A 25485-nucleotide genomic window follows, 5' to 3' on the forward strand; every position below is an offset into this window, starting at 1 on the left:
GTCATGGCACTATTAGAAGTAAAAGAATTATCTGTTCAATTTGGTGGATTTAAAGCGGTAGATCACATTAGTTATGACGTTGAACAAGGACAAGTTGTTGGCATTGTTGGTGAATCAGGTTCAGGAAAGTCAGTAAGTTCTCTCGCCATTATGGGGTTAATTGACTTTCCAGGTAAAGTCAATGCCAATGCATTACATTTTGATGGTAAAGACCTGCAACAGCTGTCAACTAAAATGCGTCGTAAAATTGTCGGTGCAGACGTGGCAATGATCTTTCAAGATCCGATGACAAGCTTAAACCCATGTTTTACCGTAGGTTATCAAATCATTGAAACCTTGAAAATTCACCAAGGTGGCAGTAAAAAAGCACTCAAAGCAAGAGCAATTGAATTGCTTAAATTAGTGGGTATTGCTGATGCGGAAAATCGATTAAATGTTTATCCGCATCAATTATCTGGTGGCATGAGCCAACGCGTCATGATCGCAATAGCAATTGCATGTAATCCTAAACTATTAATTGCTGATGAACCAACAACCGCGCTAGATGTCACAATTCAAGGACAAATTATCGAATTATTGCTTGAGTTACAACGCAAAAATAATATGGCATTAGTTTTGATTACGCATGACTTAGCGTTAGTTTCTGAAGCAGCGCAAAAAATTATTGTCATGTATGCCGGACAAGTCGTTGAAATAGGTGATGCTGAAATTATCTTTAAAAAACCATTACACCCTTACACGCAAGCATTATTACGCTCGCTGCCTGAATTTACGCAAGATAAAGAGCGGTTAGCATCGTTAGCGGGTGTTGTGCCTGGGAAATATGATCGACCAATGGGCTGTTTACTCAATCCGCGTTGTCCTTATGCTACTGAACGTTGTTATACCAAAGAGCCAGCATTATTTAGCTATAGTGAAACTAGAAAAGTAAAATGTCATTATCCATTATCAAGCGAAGGGAAACCACAATATGAACAATAATATGGAAAATAAACAATTACTGCTTGATGCCCGAAATTTAACAAAGTATTACCATGTTAAAACTGGTTTTTTTTCTGAAGCTAAACAAGTTAAAGCTGTTGATGGTGTATCTTTTACATTAGGTAAAGGTAAAACACTTGCAATTGTTGGTGAATCAGGCTGTGGTAAATCTTCATTGGCAAGATTATTGACCATGATCGAAAAACCCACATCGGGAGAACTTTATTTTAAAGATCAGAATTTGTTAGATGATGATCTGCAAGCTCAAAAATTGCGTCGCCAAAAGATCCAAATCGTTTTCCAAAATCCATACTCATCACTCAATCCACGCAAAAAAATCGGTTCCATATTAGAAGAACCTCTAATTATCAATACGGATTTAACCGCAAATGATCGTAAAGCAAAAGTGCTATCAATGATGCAAAAAGTTGGCTTGAAAGAAGAGTTTTATAATCGTTATCCCCACATGTTTTCAGGAGGGCAACGGCAACGTATTGCTATCGCAAGAGGTTTAATGCTTGATCCTGAAATAGTGGTTGCCGATGAACCTGTTTCGGCATTAGATGTATCTGTGCGTGCACAAGTGCTAAATTTGATGATGGATCTACAGCAAGAACTTGGTTTATCTTATGTTTTTATTTCTCATGATCTTTCCGTTGTTGAGCATATTGCTGATGAAGTAATGGTGATGTATTTAGGTCGTTGCGTTGAACAAGGACGAAAAGATGAAATCTATCATAACCCTAAGCACCCATACACACAGGCACTATTATCAGCAACACCACGATTAAATCCAGATCTTAGGCGAGATAGAATTAAATTAGACGGCGAGTTACCAAGCCCTCTTAATCCTCCTTTGGGTTGTGCTTTTAATGCCCGGTGCCGTTTAGCATTTCCACGTTGCACAATTGAACAACCACAACTTATTAACTATAACGAACATAAAATTGCCTGTTTCTGTATAGAGGGAAAAAATCATAATGAATAATAAAGGTGACAGTTAATTCTGTCACTAAATTCTATAATAAACCTACTTATTGTATTTCTCTTGTTTACAATAGGAATTGTTGATTGTTCTATGTGAATACTAAATCGGTTAAAAGGAAAAAATATTGTCTAAAACTTATTGGGTTAATAACGCTGAGATCTGGATGAGTAAAACAAACTCAATACCTAGTGATAATGCAACATAAACAAAATACAATGCTAAAAATTTAGAATAGCAATTGATTATAAAAACAGCCCAAACTAACAAAGCTTGGGCTGTTTGCTTGATCACGCTTTAAACGTGATCCAAGGTTTAAGTTTTACCACAGACTGAATTAAATCAGCATTTTCTTGCGATTCGATTACAGGTGTGATCGGTTTATAAGCCGCAGGGGCTTCTTCACGTAGACGTTCCTCTTTTAAGGTAATACATTGCCATGGCAAATTAACCTTATCAGACACCACTTTTTTGCTACGCATTGATTGCCGCCTTTCAGCTCTACCCGCACCATGCGAGCAAGACCATAACCAATCTGAATTCCCTTTACCAACCGCCACATTGTACTAAGTTTGGGATATTTACAACTTCTGTAGAATAAAATTCGATATAATTTGAAATCATTATTTAATTAGTCATTCGCAATTTATTAAGGATTTTTTTAATTGATGCTAATTACTAGCATTTAAGGTTGATTTAATAAAATTAATGAACAGGGAAAATACAAGAATAATGATTGTAGGTAAAAGTTGAAATTTCAATTAAATTAAAATTTCAACTTTTAAGAAAAGAGCTATAATTCAATTAGGTTTACTTCTTTAAAAGGAACTCTTCTCTCAATAATTGCTATAACTACTTCAATTTTCTTACTATTAAAGATAATAATAAAATAATCTTTTAGTCTTGTCGTTTTAGTAATTATATCGTCCTTAAAACTTCAAAATTAAGGCATATTAGCCATTTTAGGTGATTTTAGTATTCTAACTAAATCAATTATCCACCAGATGAAAAGCCCTAAAAATATAAAAATACCGATAAAAAAAACAAAAGTCAAAAACGCTAATAGTGTTAATATAAGCATTAAAATACCTGTACCAACTTTACCTAAATACATTCTATAAATACCAAATGTACCGAAAAAAAACCACAATAAAAGAGTTACAACAACCGAACGGTTACTTCCTACAAAATCAGAATTGGTTTCCATAAAAACTCCTTACTTTAAATAATAAAAGATAATTCAAATAAACATAATATTTATAATAATTAAAAACTTATTGATTATTAAACAGATAACGTAAAAAAATAACTACATAACAATTTAATTTTCAATGATTGCTGTAACAGTTAATACACATGAAAAAAATATTGGATTTTAACGTGCTTAACCTCTACTTTACTGTTTTCCTACAACTTTTCTCTTTAGAAAAGAGTGCGACATTATATACAACCGATACTTTATTGTAAACTATCAATGCCTTGTTTTAATTTAGAAATTTAAATCATAGCAATGGAAATACAGCAAGTTATATTAATCCCATGTAAATCAAAACAAGACTTATATAGTTAACCCCTAAAAACCAATATGTTTTTATCCCATCCAATTGAAGTGTTATGTACACATATCGGATTAAATTTTTTTACATAAAATGATCTTGTTACTAGGCAAAAGAAGTTGATTAAATTAGGCTATAAAATTATGCATCCTAATCCATAGTCGATCACTAAACTGGTATAAGATGTAATATCAATCATTTAACCACTGATATTAAAATAACTTTATTTAACTAAATTTTGATAAGCGCTATTCGATACAATCATTTTTCGAAATGATATAAAATAATTGAAATGATGATTTTAAAAGGAAAAAAATAAAGGTGTTATACAGATTTTTATGTGGTTTACTGCTTATTTTTGGTTTCTCAACATATGCATTAGCGACCGAAACAAATAATACAATTGAAGCACAATTTAAAGCTGCTTTATTATGCAAGGTTGCCCCTATTGATGGTCGTGATGCAAAAGTGGTTAAACAACTTAACCAACAAAACATTACCATAAAAAACTTAGAAGATGATGGACTGATTAATTTAGAGTATCACTTTGCCAAACCGCTGGAAATAATGAATACGACTGTATCGCAAATTAAATACCAAGGCGATAGCGGTTCATATTTTTATGCTGTTGCCAAAGGTGATATAGATACATTTGCCAAAGCAATGGGGGCAATCCCAATCCCTGCCCATTTAAAAGAAGAAATGTCTTGGGGTGATATAGGACAATATTATCAATATACAGCCCCAATCACAGAAGAAAATCATTTTCCTAGTATCATTCTTATCGGTCGTGACAAAAATGCCAACTCAGATGAGTTTTATTTTGGCTGCGAAGAATTTGATAGTTAATTATGATTGATTGACGGATGAGGAAAAGGTGACTCATCCGCTTTTAATTTGTAAGCCTTTCCCCACGCTAACATGGCATCATGCACCTGTTTTAGACTTTGTCCAACCTCGGTTAACGTATATTCAACTCTTGGTGGAACCTCGGCATACACTTTGCGGGTTAATAACCCATTTTTTTCCATAGCTCGCAGGTGCTGAGTTAAGACTTTTTGTGATATGCCGGTCAGCGATTTTTTTAGTTCACCAAAGCGTTTGGTTCCCGTAAGCAGGTCTCTCACAATTAAGACTTTCCACTTATCACCCATTAACATTAATGTTATTTCAACGGGGCAAATAGGCAAATCATTATTTAATTTAATCATTAATGCTTAAAATTCAACAATAGTTTCAAATAAGTTACTATAGCACTATTTAGTACCTACTTTACAGTAGAAACGTTAAAGACTAATCTAAAACCATTCTTATATCATGTTAATCATTAAACGCTTGAAAGGAGCAAAGTATGAAAATTGCAGTCATTGGTGCGAGTGGTAAAACAGGGCAACTTTTAGTAAAAGAGGCGATTTCACGCGGGCATGATGTTACCGCAATAGTGCGTAAAGCAAGTCAACAGCTCGATCCCAAAGCAACCGTGATGATTAAAGATTTATTCGAATTAACCTATACTGATTTAAAACCCTTTGATGTGATTATTGATGCATTTGGTACTTGGGCACTGGAATCACTGCCATTGCATCAAACCAGTTTAAAGCATTTAACGGATATATTAAGCGGTAAAACAAATCGCCTATTAGTGGTGGGTGGTGCAGGCAGTTTATATGTTAATCCACAGCATTCACTGCGTTTGGTTGATGCACCTGATTTTCCTGATGCATTTAAACCATTAGCCACCAATATGGCCAAAGCACTTGATGCGCTTAGAACGTGCGATGATGTGCAATGGACGTATTTAAGCCCAGCCATTGAGTTTAACGCTGATGGTGAAAGAACAGGACATTATATCTTGGGCGGTGAAGAGGTGTTATTTAACAGCAAAGGAAAAAGCCAAATCAGTTATGCTGATTATGCCATTGCCATGATTGATGAGGCAGAAAAAGCCAAGCATATTAAGCAACGTTTTACTGTTGCAACTGAATAAGGTTGCTAAAGTTTTGTAACCAAACTTGTTTGGACAGAATAAGCACCGATTTTCCATAATAACGAACACAATATCCCGACACATTTTTCAACACGCTTCAAGGCTTATTATTTTAGGAACGAGTTGGATCTGACTTGGGATATTTTTGAATTTTAGTGAAAAAATGTATTTAACGGCAACGTATTAACCAAGAGTGGTGAATAGCCAAAGTCAAAAATCTTGTCAAAAAGTTTCAGGTAACTATACGTTTAAGTATAAAAACTATTTTTTAGGCAAAAAATAGACCTAAAAAAAGCAAATATTTATCATCTTTTTTAATGAATAAATTTAGATTACGTTTTTAGAGCCTCTCTCACTTGCATCAAAACTTCACCAAGTAGATTTTTGCCGCGCCATTTAGTCATATTAAATCTCATTTCGTCATCAATGCTTAATCTTTTTATTTAGCTAGGATTTGCAACTAATTACCGCTAAAATACCACGCAAATTCTGCTGGCAATCGGTTAAATAAAAAATAAACCAATGATACTTTCATGCCAAGGTAAATTAGTAAATGAGGTTAATACGTTGTGATTACATCTGAAGAGATTAAAAATCGGTTATGGGATGGCGCCAATGAGCTGCGTGGTTCAATGGATGCCAGCCGTTATAAAGATTATATGTTAGGTTTAATGTTTTATAAATTTTTAAGCGATAAAACATTATCTGCATTTAAAACAATGACAACCCGAGATGAGATCACGGAGTCTGAGCTTATCGCCAATTATCATAAAAGCATGTTAGAACTTGGTCCTCAATTAGAAAGTATGCTGCAAAAAACATTGGGTTATTATGTTTTACCCGAGCATCTTTATCAAACTTGGATCACAGATATTAATAAAGGTAATTTTGAAGTACAAAAAGTGATCGATAGCTTAAATCACTTTGAACGTTCAATTGCCAATAGCAAAGATGCCGATGACTTTAAAAATTTATTTTCTAATTCAACCTTAGATTTAACCGATACCGCCCTTGGTAGTAATTTACATGAACGCAGTAAAAATATTAAAGCTTTAATCTTATTATTTGCCGATCTTGATATGGTTGCTTTGCAAAAAGGCGATGTATTAGGCGATGCTTATGAATACTTGATTGGGCAATTTGCCATGGAATCGGGTAAAAAAGCCGGCGAGTTCTATACACCACGCCAAGTGAGTGAAGTAATGGCGCAAATTGCTGCTAAAACTTCGAATATTCGTTCTATTTATGATCCCACTGTTGGTTCTGGTTCGTTACTGCTTACGGTTAAAAAACATCTAACCAAAGCAGTGCAACAAAGCTTAACTTATTACGGTCAAGAAAAAAATACCGCCACTTATAACTTGGCAAGAATGAATTTATTACTACATGAAGTCAAACCCAATAAAATGACCATTAGAAATGGTGATACTTTAGCCCATGATTGGCCTGAAGATCCTGAGCGTCCTAGCGAGGGCGTGCAATTTGATGCAGTGGTAATGAATCCTCCTTATTCAGTAAAAAATTGGAATCGTGCGGGATTAAAAGTCAGCGATCCCCGTTTTGAAATAGCTGGCGTACTGCCGCCCGATTCAAAAGGTGACTTTGCCTTTTTATTACATGGACTATTCCATTTAGGACAAAGCGGCACTATGGCGATCGTATTACCACACGGGATCTTATTCCGTGGCGCAGCTGAAGGGGAAATCCGTAAACGGTTATTAGAAAAGAATTACATTGATACCGTCATCGGCTTGCCAAGCAACCTGTTTACCAATACTGGTATCCCTGTAGTTATTTTGGTACTGAAAAAGAATCGACAATTGGCCGATCCTGTATTAATCATCGATGCGTCAAATACCTTTATAAAAGTCGGTAAGCAAAACGTCTTACAAGAAAAGGACATCGCCAGAATTGTTGATACTTATGTATCACGCCAAGAGCAAGCGGGTTATAGCCATTTAGCCACTCGCCAAGAGATTATCGCTAACGAATACAACCTAAATATACCCCGTTATATTGATGCTATTGACGATGATATTGCCCACGATGTTGAAGGTCATCTATTAGGTGGCATACCGCAGCACAATATTGAACAACTTGCCGTTATCCGTGCCACCACGCTCGACTTATTACAGGCAGCATTAACGCCTGTGCGTCCGCAATATTTCACCTTAAAAGAAGAAATTAGCGAATTAACCACTAAAATCTTAAATGATAAAAGAGTGTTACAGCAATCGGCGCAATTAACCGAGCAAACACAAGCTTATATTGAGCGCTATTGGTCACAAATCATTGCGATCAATGATCAGGAACAGATCCACCCACTGATGGAGGCGATGTTAAACGATATAAAAAACCTGCTGGCTAGCTTTAATCATCTTGATATCTATGATGGCTATCAGATTATTGCCGAGATTTGGCAAAATTCATTACTGCATGATAGTGAAATTATTGCCGCAACTGATTTTTATACCGCAGCGCGTAACCGGATACCAAATATGGTTAGCAAAGGCAGCGGTGCTAAAAAACGGCTTGAGCAAGACGGCTTTATTAGCAGTCTGATTCCAAGCGAATTAATTGCCAGTGAATTATATGCCGATGAGTTAACCAATATCGACAACAATAAACAGCAAATCCAAACGCTAGAAAGCGAACTTACGGATCTGGTCGAAGCAGCCAAAGTCGAAGATAGCCCTGAGTACGATGCGCTGTATGAGTCATTGAAAAAGAACGATGATGACGAACCGCTCGATACATTTGATAATAAAAAACTCAAACAAGAGCTAAAAAATACCGCAAAAGATGCAGAAACTTATCCATTACTGAAAAAAGTTGATAAATTAATCAGCCAAAAATCGACATTAAGTAAGCAAGTTAAAGCTGACGAATTGGCATTAAAAGAAGCGGTACAAGAACGGATTTTAAGCTTAACGGATCAAGAAATTGACACACTAATGTATAAAAAATGGTTTGGTAATACCATCGCATTACTCTGCGAATTGATCGAAAAACCGATTAAAGCCGAATTAAAAACCCTGCAAATGTTAAACGAACGTTATCAAGATACCTTAACTTCGATCGATAAAGAGATCGAACAACTCGAAGCCGAGTTACAAGCAATGATGCAAGATCTGGTGGTAACGCAATGAGTGAAAGTAAAAAATTAATTCCTAGGCGACGGTTTCATTCCTTTATTTATAGTGATGATTGGAGTTTAACGAGATTGGAAAATTTGGGTAATTTCAACCCTAGCTCAATATTACCTAATCAATTTGAGTATGTTGATTTAGAATCAGTGATTGGTAACCAAATGGTGTCACATCGTACTGTAGATAGAAAGCAAGCACCATCAAGAGCTCAGCGTTTGGCTAAGAAAGGAGATATTTTTTATCAAACAGTACGACCTTATCAACAAAATAATTATTTTTTTAATCTCCTAGAAGAAAACTATGTTTTTTCTACTGGTTATGCTCAGATAAGACCGTTTGGTGATGGTTATTTTTTATTTACAAAATTGCAAGAAAGGAAATTTCTTCTAGAAGTATTGGATAATTGTATTGGAACAAGTTTTCCAGCAATAAATTCAACTGCTTTAGCGAAAATAAGAGTATTTACTCCATTAAACATAGAAGAACAATATAATATTGGTAATTTCTTCCAAAAACTTGATAACCTTATTAATACTCAACAAAAAAAATTAGAAAAAACCAAAACATTGAAATCTGCCTATCTGACGGAAATGTTTCCAAATGAAGGAGAATTAAAGCCTAGATTACGGTTTATTGGCTTTATTAAAGATTGGAAACTAATTAAATTAGGTGAGGCTGGAAGTACAACTTCAGGTATTGGTTTTCCTGATAGTGAACAAGGTGGGGAGCATGGAATACCCTTTTATAAGGTCTCGGATATGAACAAGATTGGAAATGAAATAGAAATGAAACTCGCTAATAATTATGTAACATCCGAGCAAATATCTAATCGAAAGTGGAATCCCATAACAACTATTCCTGCTATCATTTTTGCAAAAGTTGGAGCAGCAATAATGCTTAATAGGAAAAGACTTGTCAGAACTGAATTTTTAATCGATAACAATATGATGGCATATATTTTTGACAATACATGGAATATCAATTTTGGAAAAGTATTATTTGAAACTATTAACTTAGCTCATTATTCACAAGTAGGAGCACTACCTTCCTATAATAGTTCTGACATTGAAAAAATAGACATAACATTCCCAAATACCGCAGAACAAACCAAAATCGGTAATTTCTTTAAATTACTCGATGACAAAATCGCACTAGAACAAAAAAAATTAGATAAATTAAAAAACATCAAACAAGCTTATTTAAACGAAATGTTTGTATAAAAAGGAGTTAAGGAATGAGTCGGGTAGCGAAAGATGTCGCCGAAAAAAACTTTCAAGAAAATTTTGTAAGAGAGTTAGAAAAACAAAAATGGCAAGCGCCTGACTTTTTAGATGGTAATCGACATAAAGTGACCGTTAATGATTTAGTCACTCATTGGCGGAGCGAACTCAATCGCCTAAATACCGATCAGCTTGAGGGCGTTGAATTAACCGATAACGAATTCAGCCAAGTGATGGCAAAGGTTAATCAACTGAATAACAGCTATCAAGCGGCAAAACTGCTCGCCATGGAAGAATCAAAAGGCAAAATTGATGGTATTTATCGCGATGATAATCCGCTTGTGACACGCAAGCAAATCACCTTAACTATCTTTAAAAAAGCCGAGGTGCGTGGCGGTGACTCAAGTTATCGTATTGCCCGCGAGGTACAAACCCCTAACAGCAACCGTTTTGATTTGGTGTTATTAATTAATGGCTTACCATTAATTAATATTGAACAAAAACGTACCGATAAAACCCTAGACGAAGCATTTGAACAATTTAAACGTTACTATCGAGATGGCGAATATAGCCATAACTTTATGGCTTTTTCGCAAATGATGGTGATAAACAGCGAAATCGAAACCCGTTACTTTGCTACCCCTAAATCACTTAATGACTTTAATCCTAGCTTTGTGTTTCATTGGGCAAATAAATTCAATAAACCGATCAATCATTGGCAACAAGTCATTGAACACTTTTTAATGATCCCAATGGCGCATCAAATGGTGGGTGACTACCTAGTTATTGATGAAGCCAAAGAGGAAGAAAACCGCCGGCATATGCTAATGCGTCCTTATCAGGTCTTTGCTTTACAAGCAGTTGAAGGTGCGGCATTTGGTTGGGATAATCCCGACAAAAAGCCACATGGCGGATTTGTTTGGCATACGACTGGTTCAGGTAAAACCATTACCAGCTTTAAAACAGCCCTATTTTTATCAACCCGAGCTTATTTTGATAAAGTGGTCTTTTTGGTCGATCGGCGTGAGCTTGATAGCCGTACCAGTGACAACTTTAAAGCCTATGCTGCCTTTGAACCTGTTACGGTTGATGACACGCACAGCACTTCGCAACTTAGAAAACACCTTATCGCACCCCACAATGGCATTGTGGTGACCACTATCTTTAAACTGCATAACCTAGTTAAAGCCCTTGAAGAGGGCAAAGATAGCCACTTAGCCGATAAAAAAATCGTATTTATTGTTGACGAAGCCCACCGTTCCACCATGAAAAATATGATGGGCGATATAAAAAGCCATTTTAGAATGAATGGGCTATTTTTTGGATTTACTGGCACGCCACTTTTTGACGAAAACAAAGTTAAAGGCAAAATAAACGAAAATAGCGAAGTAATTAACACCACCGAAAAACTATTTGGTCCAAAATTACATCAATACACCATTGATGAAGCCATTGCCGATGGTAACGTGCTTGGATTTCATGTTGATTACATCAATACTGGCGAATTTAGCAGTTATGAAGATTTACGCGATAAGCTTATTGAGCGTATCAAAATCGAAAAACCAGAACAAGCCGATCGCGAAATCGCCCGATTAGTGCATAGCTGGAGCGAAACCGAAGTTGAAAAGCAAGCCATTGATAAAGCGCTATTAGTTTATCATGATCAAACCCATATCCCCCGTGTGGTGACAGAGATTTTAAACAACTGGCAAGCACAATCCCAACAGCAACAATTTAATGCCATTTTAACCGTCGCTTATAAAGAACGAGTGATTGCCTATTATCACGAATTTAAAAAACAGCTGGCAAACAGTCAGCAACAAATCAATATCGCCATGACCTTTAGCTTTGGTAACGAAAATGATCCAGATAATGTCGATCCTGAAATTATCAGTGCCATGTTTAACGATTATGCTGAGTTTACTGGCATTAAGTTTATAGCAGGTGATAAAAAACATGGCGAACAAGCCTATTTTGAGGATGTAGTGGAACGAGCTACTCGTGGCGGTAGTGGTCGTAATAGTAAAAATATCGATTTAGTGATTGTTGCTGATCAGCTATTAACTGGCTATGATTCTAAACGACTAAATACCCTCTATGTTGATCGTCCCTTAAAACTACAGAGCTTAATTCAGGCTTATTCGCGCACCAATCGTGTGTTTGGTTCTAGCAAAGAATTTGGCACGATTGTTAATTTTCAAACGCCACGCCTGACCGAACAAATGGTGAATCAAGCCCTTGAACTGTATGGTAGTGGTGGTAGCAGCAGCAAAGCGATTGTAGAAACCTATGCCACTGCCGTGCGAATTTTAGCCAACGATTTTGAACAATTAGTTTTAACCTTAGCCGATCCAACCGAATGGCAATTGATTGAACATGATGACAAAAAACGAACTGAATTTAGCAAAGCCTTTAAAATAGCTGCAGACCAACTTAATACAGTGCAACAGTATTACGAGTATCAATGGGATAATGCTACTTTTGGCATGACCGAGCACCGTTGGTTGCAATATGTCGGGGCATTTAAAAATTTAACTGCCAAAGAAAGCACTGCAAGCATGCCAACAGTCGTGCCAACCCTAATCGGTAAAACTAAATTGGCGGGCACACAGGTTATTGATGCCGCCCATATCCTTAGCTTAATTGGATCTAAAGTGACACATGTCGATGGTGTACAAACCGTTAACGACGAAACTAGGCGCATTATCTATGAACAAATTCAAGAATTAAGCCAAATGGGCGAAGACCAGCAAGCCAAAATATTAAAGGAATTTGTCGATACTGAATTATTAACTGGTCACCTATCTAGCCAAGTTCATTTTGATCAAGCTTTTACTAATTGGAAAAACGATAAAATCAAACATGCCGCAAACGAATTTGCCAACGAATGGGGCATTGATAGCAAGCTGTTAACCAAAGCATTGCTTGAGTTTGAACTGTCACAATCAGACATTGTTCCTTATTTTGCTGAGATCATTGAAAGTGTTGACTTAAACCGAACCAATAAAAAGGTAGATAGTTTATTTATGCTCAATATCGCCTTACATGACGAACTTCCACGTTGGATGACCGAGATTAAACAGCAATTTAGTTGATCGCTTTTTAAATAAAATAAACCATTTATAGACTCATTCTTTTTTATTGCTTTGAGTTTGGATTTTTAAGAAAAAAGCGCTTTTTTGACTTTCAATCCTTAAAGCGCAAAGCTCGCAGTCCTTGCCTGCTCGGCACCCCAACTTGCGCGGGGGCGTTATTCTTTGTTAGATTGTCCTCTCAGGCACCATAACCGCCCCCGCGGCCCAAGGATTAAGGAATAAACGCTAAAAACTAAGGTGTGGTGCAAACAGCGTAACGACTGCCGGAAACGCCGTCGCTGGTGACGGCGCCGTAGGTCGGGCTGACATCGAACGCATTGCTACCACCTCTAAGGTCGCTTGTCCAGTAGTAGGCGCGGACGAAACCCACATCAACGTAGGAGGACATGACGCCCCACTCCGTGAAAAATCCTGCACCTATGTGACGCATGTAATCATTACTAGATGAACGAGGCGTGGCGCCGAAATAGCTTGAATTGGTTAAATCCTCAACCTGTGGCAAATGATAACCCAAACTTCTACACCAAGTGGCTTGGTTAGATTGAGAACCAGTTTTATTACCCCGATTGACGAACCACTGTTTTAAGACAAACCCATACCTCACCTCATTACCTCGACTATCCCTACCCACCAACTCAAATGTCTGTGGCAAATCTGGTACATCTAGAGGACTAGGATTATCTGAATTTATCTGAGCACTACTCGCCCTAGGACCGCTTAACTTAACACGTGCGACAACTTTTCCTCTATCAACACTAGGAATCCAACTATCACTAGGTGTAACACTTGTCACCGTAGCCGTTATTCCACCACGAGTAACAGGAGACCATGTCAACTGACTTGCATCGACACCACCTATGAGCAAATCAAAATACAATCCATCTAAACCTGTAGTTGGGAAATTTCGGCCGTAAAAGGATGAATCAGTTGACTGAGTTAAAAAACCCTTTGTAGGACTCCATATGTTAGATGGGCCGGCGTAATTGCCTGTGCCATAGGTGAGATTCGGCCTTGCGTGACTCACAAAGTAACAACCACCAGAAGAATCCGGCTTGATGTAATACGTCACTTGCTGACTACTAAAAAGACTACTATTAGGCACACCATACGGTGTAGTTAAACTACTATGTGTAACATCTAATCTCACTCTATAAGGAGAGTCGCAAGCACTTAATATATCACTACGACTTACGCTACGACCATTTTTGTCAGAGAAACCAACCGATATTCTCCCTGTTGCTGTTACACCATTTGTACTCTGACCATCCCCATCATCATCCCCCCAATTGCCCAATGCTACTAAGTCACTTAAATTTCGTGAAATATATCCCGGCGGCACCAACATTCCTATATCATCTAATGTACTCCCTGCCGGTAATATTATCGGATTTGTCGCACTTGATGTATTTGTTGATGGTGTAATCCTTGTACCATCCGGCAACGTTATAGCAACGAAGTCATCCCTTGAAGTTACCCTAGTTCGACCTCCATCAAACGTAAAATACGGTGCACTTCCGTGAATAGTATTGGTTGTATTTGCCGTTAACGCCTCTGTACCCTGCGTATATGACAACAACAATACCACGAAGAACAACGCCGATTTAGATAACAATGAAGGTTTAAACAATAACCTCGGTTTGAATAGTAATGACGGCCCTAATAACCACTTGGATATCGACGATAATTTTGCCGAACATGTGGCCGATGACCTGACCAAAGAGGTTTCCGAGAATGTCGTCGAAGGACCCGCCGAAAACATCGCCTGAATAAACCTCGATGACGGCGTCCATTTCGCTACGCGAAATGACCTCGGTGATGAAAATAAGAACTGTGTCTGATTTAGACTACGGTGAAAATTAAAAAGTTTTAGGGCGTAGGTTTGGCAGGCCAGATGCCAGATGCCAGATGCCATAAATGGTAATGCATTTCGATCATCCTGTCAAGTAAATTTTTGTTTTATTTCGATTTTTTATAACTGACTGCTCTAATAATGAGCACTCCCTTGCTTTGTAAGCGATTAAATTATAACCGCTTGACCAATAATGCGCTACCTTTTTTGTTAAAAATTTGTAAAGTTTTGTTAAAGGATGAGTTAGCTTATGTTGGCGGGCTTTGGGAAATGGTTTTGGTGATGTTTTTTGAATAAAAAACATCAAATAAAAACTTTAATAAAATCAATACCTTTTCTGACCGATTTTTGGACGGAAAATCAGGCTTTTTTTTGTTTTGGTGAATAGAATAAATTGGGTGCAGAGGTTTCGGACGTTTTGACCTATAGTGAACAAAATAGCCACAGTGACCACGTCCGAGCTAAGGGAATTAGAGCGAATTCCCTTAGCAATCCCGCGCTTGGCTGCAGAATGTGGCCTACGGCTGCCCTCCGCCGCCGCTCGGTCTTAACGCACCGTTTGTGGACGCGCTCCCGGCGCACCACAAACTCGCCAAACATCCCTGTTTGGCGTGCTAACCTCGCTCTGTTGTCGGCACATTCTGACGCCGGAATAAGACAAATAACATAACCATCGTTTTTTGGGAAGGATTGTTGTGTTTTTATAAGGCGGTTTTTGCTAAAAAACACCAAATAAAAACTTCAATAAAATCAATACCTTTCCTGACCGATTTTTGGACGGAAAATCAGGCCTTTTTTGTTTTGGTGAATAGGATAAATTGGGTGCGCAGGTTTCGGACGTTATTGACCTTGGGTGAATAAAATAGCTACAGTGACCACGTCCGAGCTAAGGGAATTAAAGCGAATTCCCTTAGCAATCCCGCGCTTGGCTGCAGAATGTGGCCTGCGGCACTACTCGTATCATCCTGATACTCGCCTCTACGAGGCCATCTTCGCTATGCTCAGATGTTCAAATTTGTTCCAGACAAATTTGTCCTCCGCCGCCGCTCGGTCTTAACGCACCGTTTGTGGACGCGCTCCCGGCGCACCACAAACTCGCCAAACGTCCCTGTTTGGCGTGCTAACCTCACTCTGTTGTCGGCGCATTCTGACGCCGGAATAAGACAAATAACATAATCATCGTTTTTTGGGAAGGGTTATTGTGTTTTTATAAGGCGGTTTTTGTTAAAAAATAGCCAGAAAAAAACTTTAATAAAATCAGTACCTTTCCTAACCACTTTTTGAGTGGTTAAATGGCTGTTATTAAAGTGCTCTATTCGTAGTTTTGTTGATTTGTTAGTTGCCGGCCCTTGCTTAGGCTGTGTAAGCAGTTGATTTAGCTTAAAAACAGTAAAACAAAAACTTCAATAAAATCAATACCCTTTCTGACTGATTTTTGCTAAAGATGATCTCACCTTTTTCAACATAGAAAATAGTGTATATTAGGTTTAAGTTGAATATAACCATTTTTGAATCACGAAACAATGAATATAAAAAAAACGCTCGCAATTTGTGGTTACAGCGGTAGCGGTAAAACAACCTTGTTGGAAAAGGTTATTCCGTTACTTGTTGAGCAAGGTTTTAAGGTAGCAACTTTAAAACATGCTCATCACGATATTGAATTTGATACTCCAGGAAAAGATAGCTATAAATTACGTAAAGCAGGATCGTTACAAACAATTGCCGCATGTGATAATCGTTATGCTTTTATTTGCGAAACCCCTAATAAACCTGCTGATTTGCAGACTTTAGTTAATCAATTTTTTGATGTTGATATTATTTTAGTTGAGGGATTTAAAGATGAGCAAATTCCTAAAATTATTTGTCATCGAAGCTGTGTTCAAAAACAGTTTTTTATCGATGATTTTACTTTGGCTATTGCTAGTGATGAGCCTTTAGATACGAATGTGCCAAGATTTGATATTAATCAGCCAATTCAAATTGTTGAGTTTATAAAAAGTTATTTATTAAAACGTTAATATATCGTATCTTATTTGCTAATTTTTTACGTTACTTTACCTGAATCAGCATGAAGCCTTTATTCAAAAAATTTTTAAACATAACTAAAAAAGTGATAATTGGATTTGTGCTATTGTCCGTTTTGCTTGTTTTATTAATGCGTTGGGTCGATCCTTTTGGTTCTATGTTGATGGTAGAAAGAAAAATCACTCATTGGAATGTTACTCAACAACGCACATGGAAAGATTGGGATCAGATCTCTAATAATATTAAAATAGCTGTCATTGCCGCCGAAGATCAAAACTTTTCTAATCATTGGGGATTTGATTTTAAGGCGATTAATCGGGCTTTACAATATAATCAAAATAGTAAAAAAATTCGTGGCGCCAGTACCATTACGCAACAAGTCGCTAAAAATATTTTTTTATGGCCATCGCGCAGTTGGGTTCGTAAAGGGTTTGAGTCGTGGTTTACACTTTGGATCGAGCTTACTTGGTCTAAACAGCGCATACTTGAAGTTTACTTAAATAGCGTTGAATGGGATGAGGGCGTTTTTGGTGTTGAGGCAGCTTCGCGCCACTATTTTAACGTTAGTGCTAGCCAATTAACTCCTACTCAAGCAAGTTTACTGGCGGCTATTTTGCCTAATCCAAGAAAATGGAGCCCTATTAACCCCAATAGTAATATTCAAAGAAAAGCAGAATGGATTCGTACTCAAATGAATAATTTGGGTGGTAAGTATTATTTAGATAAGCTCAAATAATAGCTAGATAAGTGTCGCTATAAATTCAGGCACCACTTTACTTGCTGGCCCGTAAATTTTGGTTTGAAACAGGCTTTCACCTAGACTTGGCTCTAAATTAAGTTCAATCGATTTAGCGCCAGCTTGATTAGCTATTTGTACAAAACCAGCAGCAGGATAGACATTGCCTGATGTGCCAATGGATATAAAGTAATCTGCTTGCGAAAGTGCATCATAAATTTGTTCCATTTGTAGGGGAATTTCACCAAACCAGACTATATGAGGACGAATTAATTGGTTTTGTTGATAATTCACATCGTTAAAGCAATCAATTATCTGTCCTGTTTTTTCATTACGCACTTTTAATAACTCACCATGCATGTGTATTATATTTTTAGATCCAGCTTGTTCATGTAAGTTATCCACATTTTGTGTCACAATTAAGACGTTATCAGTGCCTAATTTCTGTTCTAACTCAGCTAGCGCAAAGTGGGCAGCATTAGGCTTTACGTTTGGATTTTGTAATTTACGGCGCAGCATATTATAAAAATCATGTACCGCTGTTGGGTTGCGCATATAACCTTCGTAAGTTGCTACATCATTAACATCATAGCCTTCCCATAATCCATTTTGGGCTCGAAAGGTTGATAAGCCCGATTCGGCCGAAATACCCGCGCCGGTTAGAATAACTATTTTAGGTATCGTCATAATTCATTACACCTTTACAATTTAACTAAGGTTATTGAAAATAAAATATTTGCCAATTATTGGCTGTATTCGGTAGTAAAAATATGCAAAGCGGACTTGCTGAGTTTTTGATATTGACTGTAAGCACTTGCCACTTTTAATCGAATATCAGCCTTGGATTCGCCATTTAACCAACTGTTAATCATTGCATGTACACTATACGCTTCGGGCGCCATACGGTGCAAAGTTAAAATAAGCGGAGTAATACCTAGGCGCGATAGTGGTGGCGTAAAATATTGTTGGCTTTTGCAAGCAAATACCGCCGCATAACGTGATTTTTGTTTTTCTTGTTGTTCTTTTGATAATGTATCCCAACGCCAGCTATCAGGTAAATATTTTTTCCATGACCATTCCATTAGTGAATCATGACCAATGTAGACAACCAGATCAGCACTACCACCTGCTATGATCGTTTTATCACTTAATTTAAACGCTTTTACCTTTTTGCCTGCTGAGTAGTCAATAAAATCATCAACAGTATCGTTAATATATTTGCCATTATACGCCTGTGCAATTAGATAGACATCTTTGTCTTGGTGTTTGTAAATAATTTCTTCTAATATTATTCCTGATTTGGGTCGATTAATTTGTACAATTTGCCACTCTTTTTGCTTAGAAAAATAGGTTTTAAACCCGTAAGCAGCCCCCCAATAAAGGTTGTTTTTTGGATCTTGACCGTTTCCTATCGCCTTTGGAACAGGTGCAATCTTTTGATATTTGTTATCACAAAGCGCCACCAAAACATGGATCACTTTGGGATCGGCAAAACAGGGCAAGGAGAGTATGAAATAAATAATCGATGCAAACCATAACTGTGTTTTTCTTTTCTTCATTTAAGATTGTTACCTTAAAGGCCGTATTTATAACTACATTATTTTTTATATAGACTTTATAGCATAGCTATTCTACTATTTAGTAAGACGAGTTAACAAAAAATAAATAAATTTTATATAAGTATATGAAAAATGAAAACAATTGGTTTAATCGGAGGGATGAGTTGGGAAAGCACCACAACTTATTATCAAGTTATTAATCAAACTATTGCCAAATCATTAGGTGGCCTGCATTCAGCAAAAACAATTTTATATAGCGTTGATTTTCAAGCGATTGAAAATTGCCAAGCCAATAATGAGTGGAATAAAAGCGCAGAAATTTTAATTGATGCGGCTAAAAGAGTAGAATTAGCTGGTGCAGATTTTATTGTAATTTGTACTAATACCATGCATAAAGTTGCAGATCAAATCCAAAAAGCAATTAATATTCCGATTATTCATATTGCCGATGTGACAGCTAAACATTTACTAGCACAAAATATTAAATCGGTCGCTTTGTTAGGTACTAAATATACAATGGAGCAGGACTTTTATAAATCTAAACTGATCGATAAAAATTTAAATGTGCTTATTCCAGAATCTCAAGACAGAAATATCATTAATCAGATCATTTATGATGAACTTTGCAAAGGTATTATTCAGCCTGATTCTAAGCAAGCCTATCTTAATATTGTTGATAAACTCGTTAAAAATGGCGCAGAAGGTGTTATTTTAGGCTGTACGGAAATAGGGTTATTAATCTCTCAATCCGATCGTAATATACCTTTTTTTGATACAGCCTTAATTCACGCACAAGAGGCAGCATTACTTGCAATAAGTTAATAAGTTATTCTTCGTTCGTATATTCTAGTATATCACCCGGTTGGCAATCTAGATGTTTGCAGATTGCTTCGAGTGTTGCTAGTCTAAATCCTTTTACTTTACCTTGCTTAAGTAATGATAAATTTTGTTCTGTAATACCAACTGCTACCGCTAGATCTTTTGATTTAACTTTACGTTTTGCTAGCATTACGTCTAAATTTATTATAATTGGCACATATGGCTCCTTTTAAATAAATTGTTTATTTTCTTCAGCTAGTTGGCAAGCTTTTTTCAATATTTGACCTATAAGCATAATACTCATGGCAGAAAATAGCGTTATAATATCATCACTAGAAAAAGAAATAGAAAAGTATCGTGCTGATGCGTCTTGATTATAAGTTAAGAGCATTGTCAATAAAGGTTCAGATAAAAAATTTATAATCCCCCATAAAACAAGCAATTTGCCAAATACGTAACAATGGTTAGCTGATTTTACCGAAAAATACTCTGATTGGCTGTAATTAATAAACAATAATCTAAGTTGATAAAATGCATAAGCTAAAATAAGTATTAATGAAGTATCGATTAACGTTGCGATAGCCGCTTGCCATCCAGATAACGATTTAGGATCAACATTATCAATCCCACTTTGGATAAAAGAAAACCCTCCAAATTCAAGCCCAATATTTTGCATATCAAAAAAATAATACAAGAAGGGGAATATTGAGCTAATTAACATAATTAGAATAGGAATTAATGTTAATAATGCCATAAAGCGACAATATTGATTCAATCGAGAATGTGTTTTAGTCATATCTGTGTTCATCTTTATATCCTTTCTTTTATAAAACTGTACACAATATAACATAAACAAAGCATAAAACAATAAAAAATTAAAACAAAACGATAATTTTTTATTGTTTTATTAGGTTGAAGTACAAAAAAAACCTTACTTTTTTATCAGTAAGGCCTAAGAAGTTAACAATAACAAATCAACTATGCTTCAATAGCCACTCGTAATTTTTTCATTGCATTTTTTTCGAGTTGGCGAATACGTTCAGCTGAAACACTATATTTATCAGCTAAAACTTGTAATGTAGACTTACTATCATCCGAGTCTAACCAACGCGCTTTGATGATATCTTGGCTACGTTCATCCAATTTTAATAATGCATCATGTAACTTATCTGTTGCATCATTTTCCCAATTGTCATTTTCAATTGATTTTGAAAAATCAGAATTGCTATCTTCTAAGTAAAGTGCTGGCGCAACAATTGAATTATCATCGTCATCACTATCTATATCAAATGACATATCTTGTGCTGACATGCGTGATTCCATTTCAAGCACATCTTTACGGCTTACACCTAACTCATCAGCCACCATATCAACTTCAGCATTATTAAACCAACCTAAACGTTGTTTGGTTTTTCTTAGGTTAAAAAATAACTTTCTTTGTGCCTTAGTCGTGGCCACTTTAACAATACGCCAATTTTTTAATACGTATTCATGAATTTCAGCTTTTATCCAGTGCACAGCAAATGAGACTAGACGCACACCCATTTCTGGATTAAAACGACGCACAGCTTTCATTAAACCGATATTACCTTCTTGAATTAAATCAGCTTGTGGTAAACCATAACCTGAATATCCACGAGCAATGTGCGCAACAAAACGCAAATGAGATAATATCAATTGTCTTGCTGCATCAACATCGTCATGATAATAAAGTTTTTCACCTAATGATTTTTCTTCCTCTGCTGTTAGCATCGGATAGGTATTAACTGCGCGAATGTACGATTCAATATTACCTTGTGGAATTAAAGCACCTACTTGCATTTTTATATCAGTACTCATTTAACTCCCCCTTTAAATTAACTAGTTGTTGCTACATAGATAAAATGCAACAATTAAAAACGTTAAACTAACGTTCACTTATTAATTAGACCTCCAAGTTGTAAATTAGTTCATATTTTTTATTTAAAATTACTAAAACATCTTGCTAGGCTCAATACTTACTAAAACTAATATACATTTTAATTAGTTACGTCAAAATAGCTAGGTAATTTGTGTCATTTTTAAATATTTTTTAGTCGCAACAAACGATGAAAGCCATCCAATAATGATAGTAATAAGTATAATTAATAAGCTTTCATCCCATAGTAAGCCTTCAATATTAATAATTGTTCCAAAAGCATCAGAAACATTCAATATAATTGATTCTATTTGAAAGATAAATATTTCCGATAATACCAACGAAACAACAGCGCTAACAAAACCAATAAAAATACCGCTATATAAGAAAGGACGTAAAATAAAACCTTCTGTTGCACCAATTAATTGCATAACAACTATAGTTTGTTTTCTAGCAAAAATAGTTAAGCGAATACTATTACCTATTACAAGTGATACAGCAATAATCATAAATATCGAAATAATCCATACAACAGATTTGACCATATTCGTTAACGCAGTTAATCGGGTAAACCAACTATCATCTAATTTTATATCATCTATGCCATCAAGATTAAGTAATTCAGCTTGTAACCGATGCAATATGGCTGTTTTTTTTGCTTCTTCTTTCGGTACAATTATTGCGACAGCGGGTAATGGATTTTCATCTAATAAATCCAATGCACTACTAAATCCTGACCATGTTTTAAATTCTTCAATTGTCTTTTCTCGAGAAAGATAATTCACTTGTTCAACTTCCGAATAAGACTTAAGTTTAGCGATCAATTCAGTTGTTTGTTCAGGTGTTAATTCTTTATTAATATAAACCGTTAAGTTGGGAGTTGGATACCATTGTTGAGCTGTTTGATTAGCATTTTTCCAAAGTAGATAACTAATAGTAGGTAGAGTAATTGAGATAGCAATAACAAAAACGGTCAATAATGAGGCAAAAATATGCTGAGAAAAATCATTAAAAGTATTACGCCAAGCATAGCCAATTTGTCTTTTCCAACGTGAAAAAAAACTATTGCTGTCTTTTTTCTTTAATTTAGTGGGTTTAATATTAGCGTAACTCATTAATTTTTAACCTCTAAAAACCCTTGATTTAAATGCAGTATTCGATGATGCTTGCGACGAATAAGCCCCATATTATGGGTTGCCATCAAGACTGTTACGCCTGCTTGGTTAAATTCTTCAAAAAGTTTTAAAATATCCTTAGACAGTTTATCATCTAAATTACCAGTCGGTTCATCAGCAAGCAGGACAGTTGGACGATTAACAATTGCTCGAGCTATCCCCACTCGCTGCTGTTCACCGCCGGATAACTGTATTGGATAAAATTTCATTTTATTTAGTAATCCAACTTTATCTAGAGAAGCAGACACGCGCCTTTTAATTTCCTCCGCCGGTTTACCTAAAATAATTAATGGAATAGCTACATTATCATAGACGGTATGATCCATCAGTAATTGATGATCTTGAAAAATCATGCCAATTGTGCGACGCAAAAAAGGCATATCTTGTCGCCTTAAACTAGAAACATCAATACCATTTAGTAATACTTTGCCATCATTAGCTTTTTCTAATCCACAAATTAGTCGCATCAGCGTACTCTTACCTGCGCCAGAATGTCCTGTTAAAAATGCCATTTCTCCAGACAACAGGGTAAAGCTTATATTTTGTAATGCCGATTTACCACCAGAATAAACTTTACTTACACGCTGAAATTCTATCATGGCTTTTCTCTATTCATCTGTTTCATCAAATAAGGCATTGATAAAATCATCTGCAACAAAAGGTCTTAAATCTTCAATTTTTTCACCCACACCAATATAACGGATAGGGATATTAAACTGATCTGCAATACTAAAGATGATACCACCTTTTGCAGTACCATCTAATTTAGTCAATGTCATTCCTGTTACACCGACTGCTTCATTAAATAATTTTGTTTGGCTAATAGCATTTTGGCCAGTACCTGCATCAATCGTTAACATAATTTCATGAGGTGCTGTTTCATCTTGCTTTTTAATCACTCGTACTATTTTTTTTAACTCATCCATTAAATGAGATTTGTTTTGTAATCGACCAGCAGTATCAGCAATCAATACATCGATTTTCTTTGCTTTTGCTGCTTGTATTGCATCAAAGATAACAGATGCCGAATCTGCATTGGTATGCTGTGCAATAACGGGGATATGATTGCGCTCCCCCCAAACTTGCAATTGTTCAACAGCAGCAGCACGAAATGTATCGCCAGCGGCAAGCATAACTGATTTACCTTGTTGCTGAAATTGACGGGCTAATTTGCCGATTGTCGTTGTTTTACCGACACCATTAACACCAACCATTAAGATAACAAATGGATTATGACTATTAATATCAAGCGGCTTATCGACTCCATCTAAAATAGATTTCATTTCTTGTTTTAAAAGCACATGTAATGCATCTGCATCTTTTAACTCTTTTCTTGAAGCTTGCTTTGTTAAGTTGTCTATAATTTTTTGCGTTGTATCAAAACCCACATCAGCAATAAGTAACTGTTCTTCTAGTTCTTCAAATAAAGCATCATCGATCTTTTTTCCTTTAAATAGACTTAAAAAACCAGATCCAATATTCTGTTTAGTCTTAAAAAGACCCTTTTTTAAACGGGAGAAAAACCCTTCTTTTTTTTGTTCAGTCATAAATAATTTATTCCACGATCATTTAAAGATCATTGTATCTTATTTTAGAATAAAGCCCAATGCATTCGATCTTTTAAAAAGATGATAAAAGAAATATTTTGTGATCCATAACCAATAAGTAACACTGATTATAAATAAAGATCTTTAGTTGTGATAAATCGCCATTCACTTAATGGTAACTGGTGAGTGAATAAATTATACTTTCCAATCTGCACACGCACTAGACGTAAACAAGGAAAACCAACCGCAGCACACATTCTTCTAACTTGTCGATTTTTTCCTTCTGAGATTGTAATACTTACCCATGAAGTTGGTACTGTTTTGCGTTCTCTAATAGGAGGTACTCTGTTCCATAATTGCAATGGTTCATCAAGAAAAGTGACTGTGGCTGGCTGTGTAAAAAATTCTTTTAATTGCACACCAGATCTAAGTTTATCTATAGCCTGTTGAGTAATAAGTCCTTCCACTTGTACCCAATAAGTTTTTGGCAATTTAAACTTTGGTGAACTGATTTTTGCTTGTAATTTCCCATCGCTGGTTAACAATAGTAATCCTTCACTATCGGTATCTAACCGCCCAGCCGGGTAAAATTTAGGTAAGTTTATAAACTCTTTTAATGTCTGATATTTTTCATGTGGTGAAAATTGACTCGTCACATTAAACGGTTTATTAAAGGCTATTAACGTGTTCATTTCGGGTATTTTTTACCATTTATATAATAAAATAAAACCACAAAAGCAAAAAAGCCCAGCATCACTGCTGGGCTCTCTCTAATTTAAAAGTCTGGCGGCACCCTACTCTCACATGGGTAATACCCACACTACCATCGGCACTACGGCGTTTCACTTCTGAGTTCGGCATGGGGTCAGGTGGGACCACCGCGCTATTACCGCCAGACATATCCT

Annotated in this window: 21 protein-coding genes, 1 rRNA gene and 2 pseudogenes; 10 read left to right on the plus strand and 14 right to left on the minus strand. The window is 36.2% G+C overall.

Features of this window, described 5'->3' with window-relative positions:
- The first annotated feature begins 3 nt into the window (after window positions 1-3).
- Together dppD and GYX25_RS08150 are read left to right on the plus strand one after the other, a co-directional pair.
- Window positions 4-981: a dipeptide ABC transporter ATP-binding protein gene (gene dppD / locus GYX25_RS08145; protein ID WP_174787141.1), complete on the plus strand. Its 978-nt coding sequence runs from the start codon at window positions 4-6 to the stop codon at window positions 979-981.
- Window positions 971-1969 (plus strand): peptide ABC transporter ATP-binding protein, encoded by a 999-nt coding sequence (locus GYX25_RS08150; RefSeq protein ID WP_174787142.1) that lies wholly within the window; start codon window positions 971-973, stop codon window positions 1967-1969. Before dppD ends, GYX25_RS08150 begins: the two co-directional genes overlap by 11 nt.
- A gap of 287 nt (window positions 1970-2256) precedes the next feature.
- Here the strand turns inward: GYX25_RS08150 and GYX25_RS08155 are convergent.
- Together GYX25_RS08155 and GYX25_RS08160 are read right to left on the minus strand one after the other, a co-directional pair.
- Window positions 2257-2526, minus strand: a pseudogene (locus GYX25_RS08155) (RtcB family protein); the annotation flags it as partial.
- A gap of 383 nt (window positions 2527-2909) precedes the next feature.
- Window positions 2910-3173 (minus strand): TM2 domain-containing protein, encoded by a 264-nt coding sequence (locus GYX25_RS08160; RefSeq protein ID WP_091348136.1) that lies wholly within the window; start codon window positions 3171-3173, stop codon window positions 2910-2912.
- A 670-nt stretch (window positions 3174-3843) separates the two neighbouring features.
- On the opposite strand from GYX25_RS08160, the gene GYX25_RS08165 reads away from it, so the two are divergent.
- Entirely contained in the window at window positions 3844-4371 is a 528-nt protein-coding gene (locus GYX25_RS08165) for a hypothetical protein (RefSeq protein WP_174787144.1), read from the plus strand.
- On the opposite strand, the gene GYX25_RS08170 is transcribed toward GYX25_RS08165, so the two are convergent.
- Window positions 4368-4733, minus strand: coding sequence for a winged helix-turn-helix transcriptional regulator (locus tag GYX25_RS08170; protein ID WP_174787145.1), 366 nt, complete (start codon window positions 4731-4733; stop codon window positions 4368-4370). The two genes, GYX25_RS08165 and GYX25_RS08170, sit on opposite strands and share 4 nt — an antisense overlap.
- A 140-nt stretch (window positions 4734-4873) precedes the next feature.
- Between GYX25_RS08170 and GYX25_RS08175 the strand changes: the two genes are divergently transcribed.
- From GYX25_RS08175 to GYX25_RS08190, 4 genes are all read left to right on the plus strand, one after another.
- On the plus strand, window positions 4874-5509 hold the full coding sequence (locus GYX25_RS08175; RefSeq protein WP_091348149.1) for an NAD(P)-dependent oxidoreductase: 636 nt from the start codon (window positions 4874-4876) through the stop codon (window positions 5507-5509).
- A 569-nt stretch (window positions 5510-6078) separates the two neighbouring features.
- Complete coding sequence (locus tag GYX25_RS08180) at window positions 6079-8658, plus strand: type I restriction-modification system subunit M (protein WP_174787146.1); 2580 nt, start codon at window positions 6079-6081, stop codon at window positions 8656-8658.
- Window positions 8655-9878 (plus strand): restriction endonuclease subunit S, encoded by a 1224-nt coding sequence (locus tag GYX25_RS08185; RefSeq protein ID WP_202983847.1) that lies wholly within the window; start codon window positions 8655-8657, stop codon window positions 9876-9878. The genes GYX25_RS08180 and GYX25_RS08185 overlap by 4 nt, the downstream gene beginning before the upstream one ends.
- Window positions 9879-9892: 14 nt before the next feature.
- Window positions 9893-12973, plus strand: a complete 3081-nt coding sequence (locus GYX25_RS08190; protein WP_174787147.1) for a type I restriction endonuclease subunit R — start codon at window positions 9893-9895, stop codon at window positions 12971-12973.
- A gap of 232 nt (window positions 12974-13205) precedes the next feature.
- On the opposite strand, the gene GYX25_RS08195 is transcribed toward GYX25_RS08190, so the two are convergent.
- Window positions 13206-14885: a hypothetical protein gene (locus GYX25_RS08195; RefSeq protein ID WP_174787148.1), complete on the minus strand. Its 1680-nt coding sequence runs from the start codon at window positions 14883-14885 to the stop codon at window positions 13206-13208.
- Between the two features lie 1460 nt (window positions 14886-16345).
- Between GYX25_RS08195 and mobB the strand changes: the two genes are divergently transcribed.
- Both mobB and mtgA read left to right on the plus strand, forming a co-directional pair.
- Window positions 16346-16840 carry a molybdopterin-guanine dinucleotide biosynthesis protein B gene (mobB, locus tag GYX25_RS08200; RefSeq protein ID WP_174787149.1) on the plus strand — a complete coding sequence of 165 codons (495 nt, stop codon included), beginning with the start codon at window positions 16346-16348 and terminating at the stop codon, window positions 16838-16840.
- Between the two features lie 50 nt (window positions 16841-16890).
- Window positions 16891-17583: a monofunctional biosynthetic peptidoglycan transglycosylase gene (gene mtgA / locus GYX25_RS08205; protein WP_174787150.1), complete on the plus strand. Its 693-nt coding sequence runs from the start codon at window positions 16891-16893 to the stop codon at window positions 17581-17583.
- Between the two features lie 3 nt (window positions 17584-17586).
- Here the strand turns inward: mtgA and cobB are convergent, their stop codons facing one another.
- Together cobB and GYX25_RS08215 are read right to left on the minus strand one after the other, a co-directional pair.
- A complete protein-coding gene (gene cobB, locus GYX25_RS08210; RefSeq protein ID WP_174787151.1) occupies window positions 17587-18270 on the minus strand; it encodes a Sir2 family NAD+-dependent deacetylase in 684 nt (227 codons plus the stop codon).
- 56 nt (window positions 18271-18326) lie between these two features.
- A complete protein-coding gene (locus GYX25_RS08215; protein ID WP_174787152.1) occupies window positions 18327-19142 on the minus strand; it encodes a hypothetical protein in 816 nt (271 codons plus the stop codon).
- 132 nt (window positions 19143-19274) lie between these two features.
- On the opposite strand from GYX25_RS08215, the gene GYX25_RS08220 reads away from it, so the two are divergent.
- Window positions 19275-19964, plus strand: coding sequence for an aspartate/glutamate racemase family protein (locus tag GYX25_RS08220; protein WP_065587630.1), 690 nt, complete (start codon window positions 19275-19277; stop codon window positions 19962-19964).
- A 4-nt stretch (window positions 19965-19968) separates the two neighbouring features.
- Here the strand turns inward: GYX25_RS08220 and GYX25_RS08225 are convergent, their stop codons facing one another.
- The 8 genes and pseudogenes from GYX25_RS08225 to rrf all read right to left on the minus strand — a co-directional run bounded on the left by GYX25_RS08225 (window position 19969) and on the right by rrf (window position 25477).
- Entirely contained in the window at window positions 19969-20178 is a 210-nt protein-coding gene (locus tag GYX25_RS08225) for a helix-turn-helix domain-containing protein (protein WP_034910784.1), read from the minus strand.
- A gap of 12 nt (window positions 20179-20190) precedes the next feature.
- Entirely contained in the window at window positions 20191-20769 is a 579-nt protein-coding gene (locus GYX25_RS08230) for a DUF2975 domain-containing protein (RefSeq protein WP_167349355.1), read from the minus strand.
- A 170-nt stretch (window positions 20770-20939) separates the two neighbouring features.
- Entirely contained in the window at window positions 20940-21800 is an 861-nt protein-coding gene (gene rpoH, locus GYX25_RS08235; RefSeq protein ID WP_091350919.1) for an RNA polymerase sigma factor RpoH, read from the minus strand.
- 201 nt (window positions 21801-22001) lie between these two features.
- Window positions 22002-22973: a permease-like cell division protein FtsX gene (gene ftsX / locus GYX25_RS08240; RefSeq protein ID WP_091350917.1), complete on the minus strand. Its 972-nt coding sequence runs from the start codon at window positions 22971-22973 to the stop codon at window positions 22002-22004.
- Window positions 22973-23632: a cell division ATP-binding protein FtsE gene (gene ftsE / locus GYX25_RS08245; protein ID WP_091350914.1), complete on the minus strand. Its 660-nt coding sequence runs from the start codon at window positions 23630-23632 to the stop codon at window positions 22973-22975. Before ftsE ends, ftsX begins: the two co-directional genes overlap by 1 nt.
- Window positions 23633-23641: 9 nt before the next feature.
- Window positions 23642-24565 (minus strand): annotated as a pseudogene (gene ftsY / locus GYX25_RS08250) (signal recognition particle-docking protein FtsY); the annotation flags it as partial.
- A gap of 143 nt (window positions 24566-24708) precedes the next feature.
- On the minus strand, window positions 24709-25272 hold the full coding sequence (locus tag GYX25_RS08255; protein ID WP_174787153.1) for a pseudouridine synthase: 564 nt from the start codon (window positions 25270-25272) through the stop codon (window positions 24709-24711).
- Between the two features lie 89 nt (window positions 25273-25361).
- Window positions 25362-25477 (minus strand): 5S ribosomal RNA (rrf, locus tag GYX25_RS08260).
- Between the last annotated feature and the right edge of the window lie 8 nt (window positions 25478-25485).

It is taken from the genome of Gilliamella sp. ESL0254 (assembly GCF_013344985.1).
Classification (GTDB): Bacteria; Pseudomonadota; Gammaproteobacteria; order Enterobacterales; family Orbaceae; genus Gilliamella; species Gilliamella bombicola.

Bases quoted from the DNA above. Each gene is read 5' to 3' on its own strand.
- GYX25_RS08230 (WP_167349355.1), bottom strand. From the start codon at position 20,769: ATGAACACAGATATGACTAAAACACATTCTCGATTGAATCAATATTGT.
- GYX25_RS08175 (WP_091348149.1), top strand. From the start codon at position 4,874: ATGAAAATTGCAGTCATTGGTGCGAGTGGTAAAACAGGGCAACTTTTA.
- GYX25_RS08195 (WP_174787148.1), bottom strand. From the start codon at position 14,885: ATGGCATCTGGCATCTGGCATCTGGCCTGCCAAACCTACGCCCTAAAA.
- GYX25_RS08255 (WP_174787153.1), bottom strand. From the start codon at position 25,272: ATGAACACGTTAATAGCCTTTAATAAACCGTTTAATGTGACGAGTCAA.
- cobB (WP_174787151.1), bottom strand. From the start codon at position 18,270: ATGACGATACCTAAAATAGTTATTCTAACCGGCGCGGGTATTTCGGCC.
- rpoH (WP_091350919.1), bottom strand. From the start codon at position 21,800: ATGAGTACTGATATAAAAATGCAAGTAGGTGCTTTAATTCCACAAGGT.
- GYX25_RS08160 (WP_091348136.1), bottom strand. From the start codon at position 3,173: ATGGAAACCAATTCTGATTTTGTAGGAAGTAACCGTTCGGTTGTTGTA.
- GYX25_RS08170 (WP_174787145.1), bottom strand. From the start codon at position 4,733: ATGATTAAATTAAATAATGATTTGCCTATTTGCCCCGTTGAAATAACA.
- mobB (WP_174787149.1), top strand. From the start codon at position 16,346: ATGAATATAAAAAAAACGCTCGCAATTTGTGGTTACAGCGGTAGCGGT.
- GYX25_RS08150 (WP_174787142.1), top strand. From the start codon at position 971: ATGAACAATAATATGGAAAATAAACAATTACTGCTTGATGCCCGAAAT.
- GYX25_RS08190 (WP_174787147.1), top strand. From the start codon at position 9,893: ATGAGTCGGGTAGCGAAAGATGTCGCCGAAAAAAACTTTCAAGAAAAT.
- GYX25_RS08215 (WP_174787152.1), bottom strand. From the start codon at position 19,142: ATGAAGAAAAGAAAAACACAGTTATGGTTTGCATCGATTATTTATTTC.
- ftsE (WP_091350914.1), bottom strand. From the start codon at position 23,632: ATGATAGAATTTCAGCGTGTAAGTAAAGTTTATTCTGGTGGTAAATCG.
- GYX25_RS08220 (WP_065587630.1), top strand. From the start codon at position 19,275: ATGAAAACAATTGGTTTAATCGGAGGGATGAGTTGGGAAAGCACCACA.
- dppD (WP_174787141.1), top strand. From the start codon at position 4: ATGGCACTATTAGAAGTAAAAGAATTATCTGTTCAATTTGGTGGATTT.
- GYX25_RS08185 (WP_202983847.1), top strand. From the start codon at position 8,655: ATGAGTGAAAGTAAAAAATTAATTCCTAGGCGACGGTTTCATTCCTTT.
- mtgA (WP_174787150.1), top strand. From the start codon at position 16,891: ATGAAGCCTTTATTCAAAAAATTTTTAAACATAACTAAAAAAGTGATA.
- ftsX (WP_091350917.1), bottom strand. From the start codon at position 22,973: ATGAGTTACGCTAATATTAAACCCACTAAATTAAAGAAAAAAGACAGC.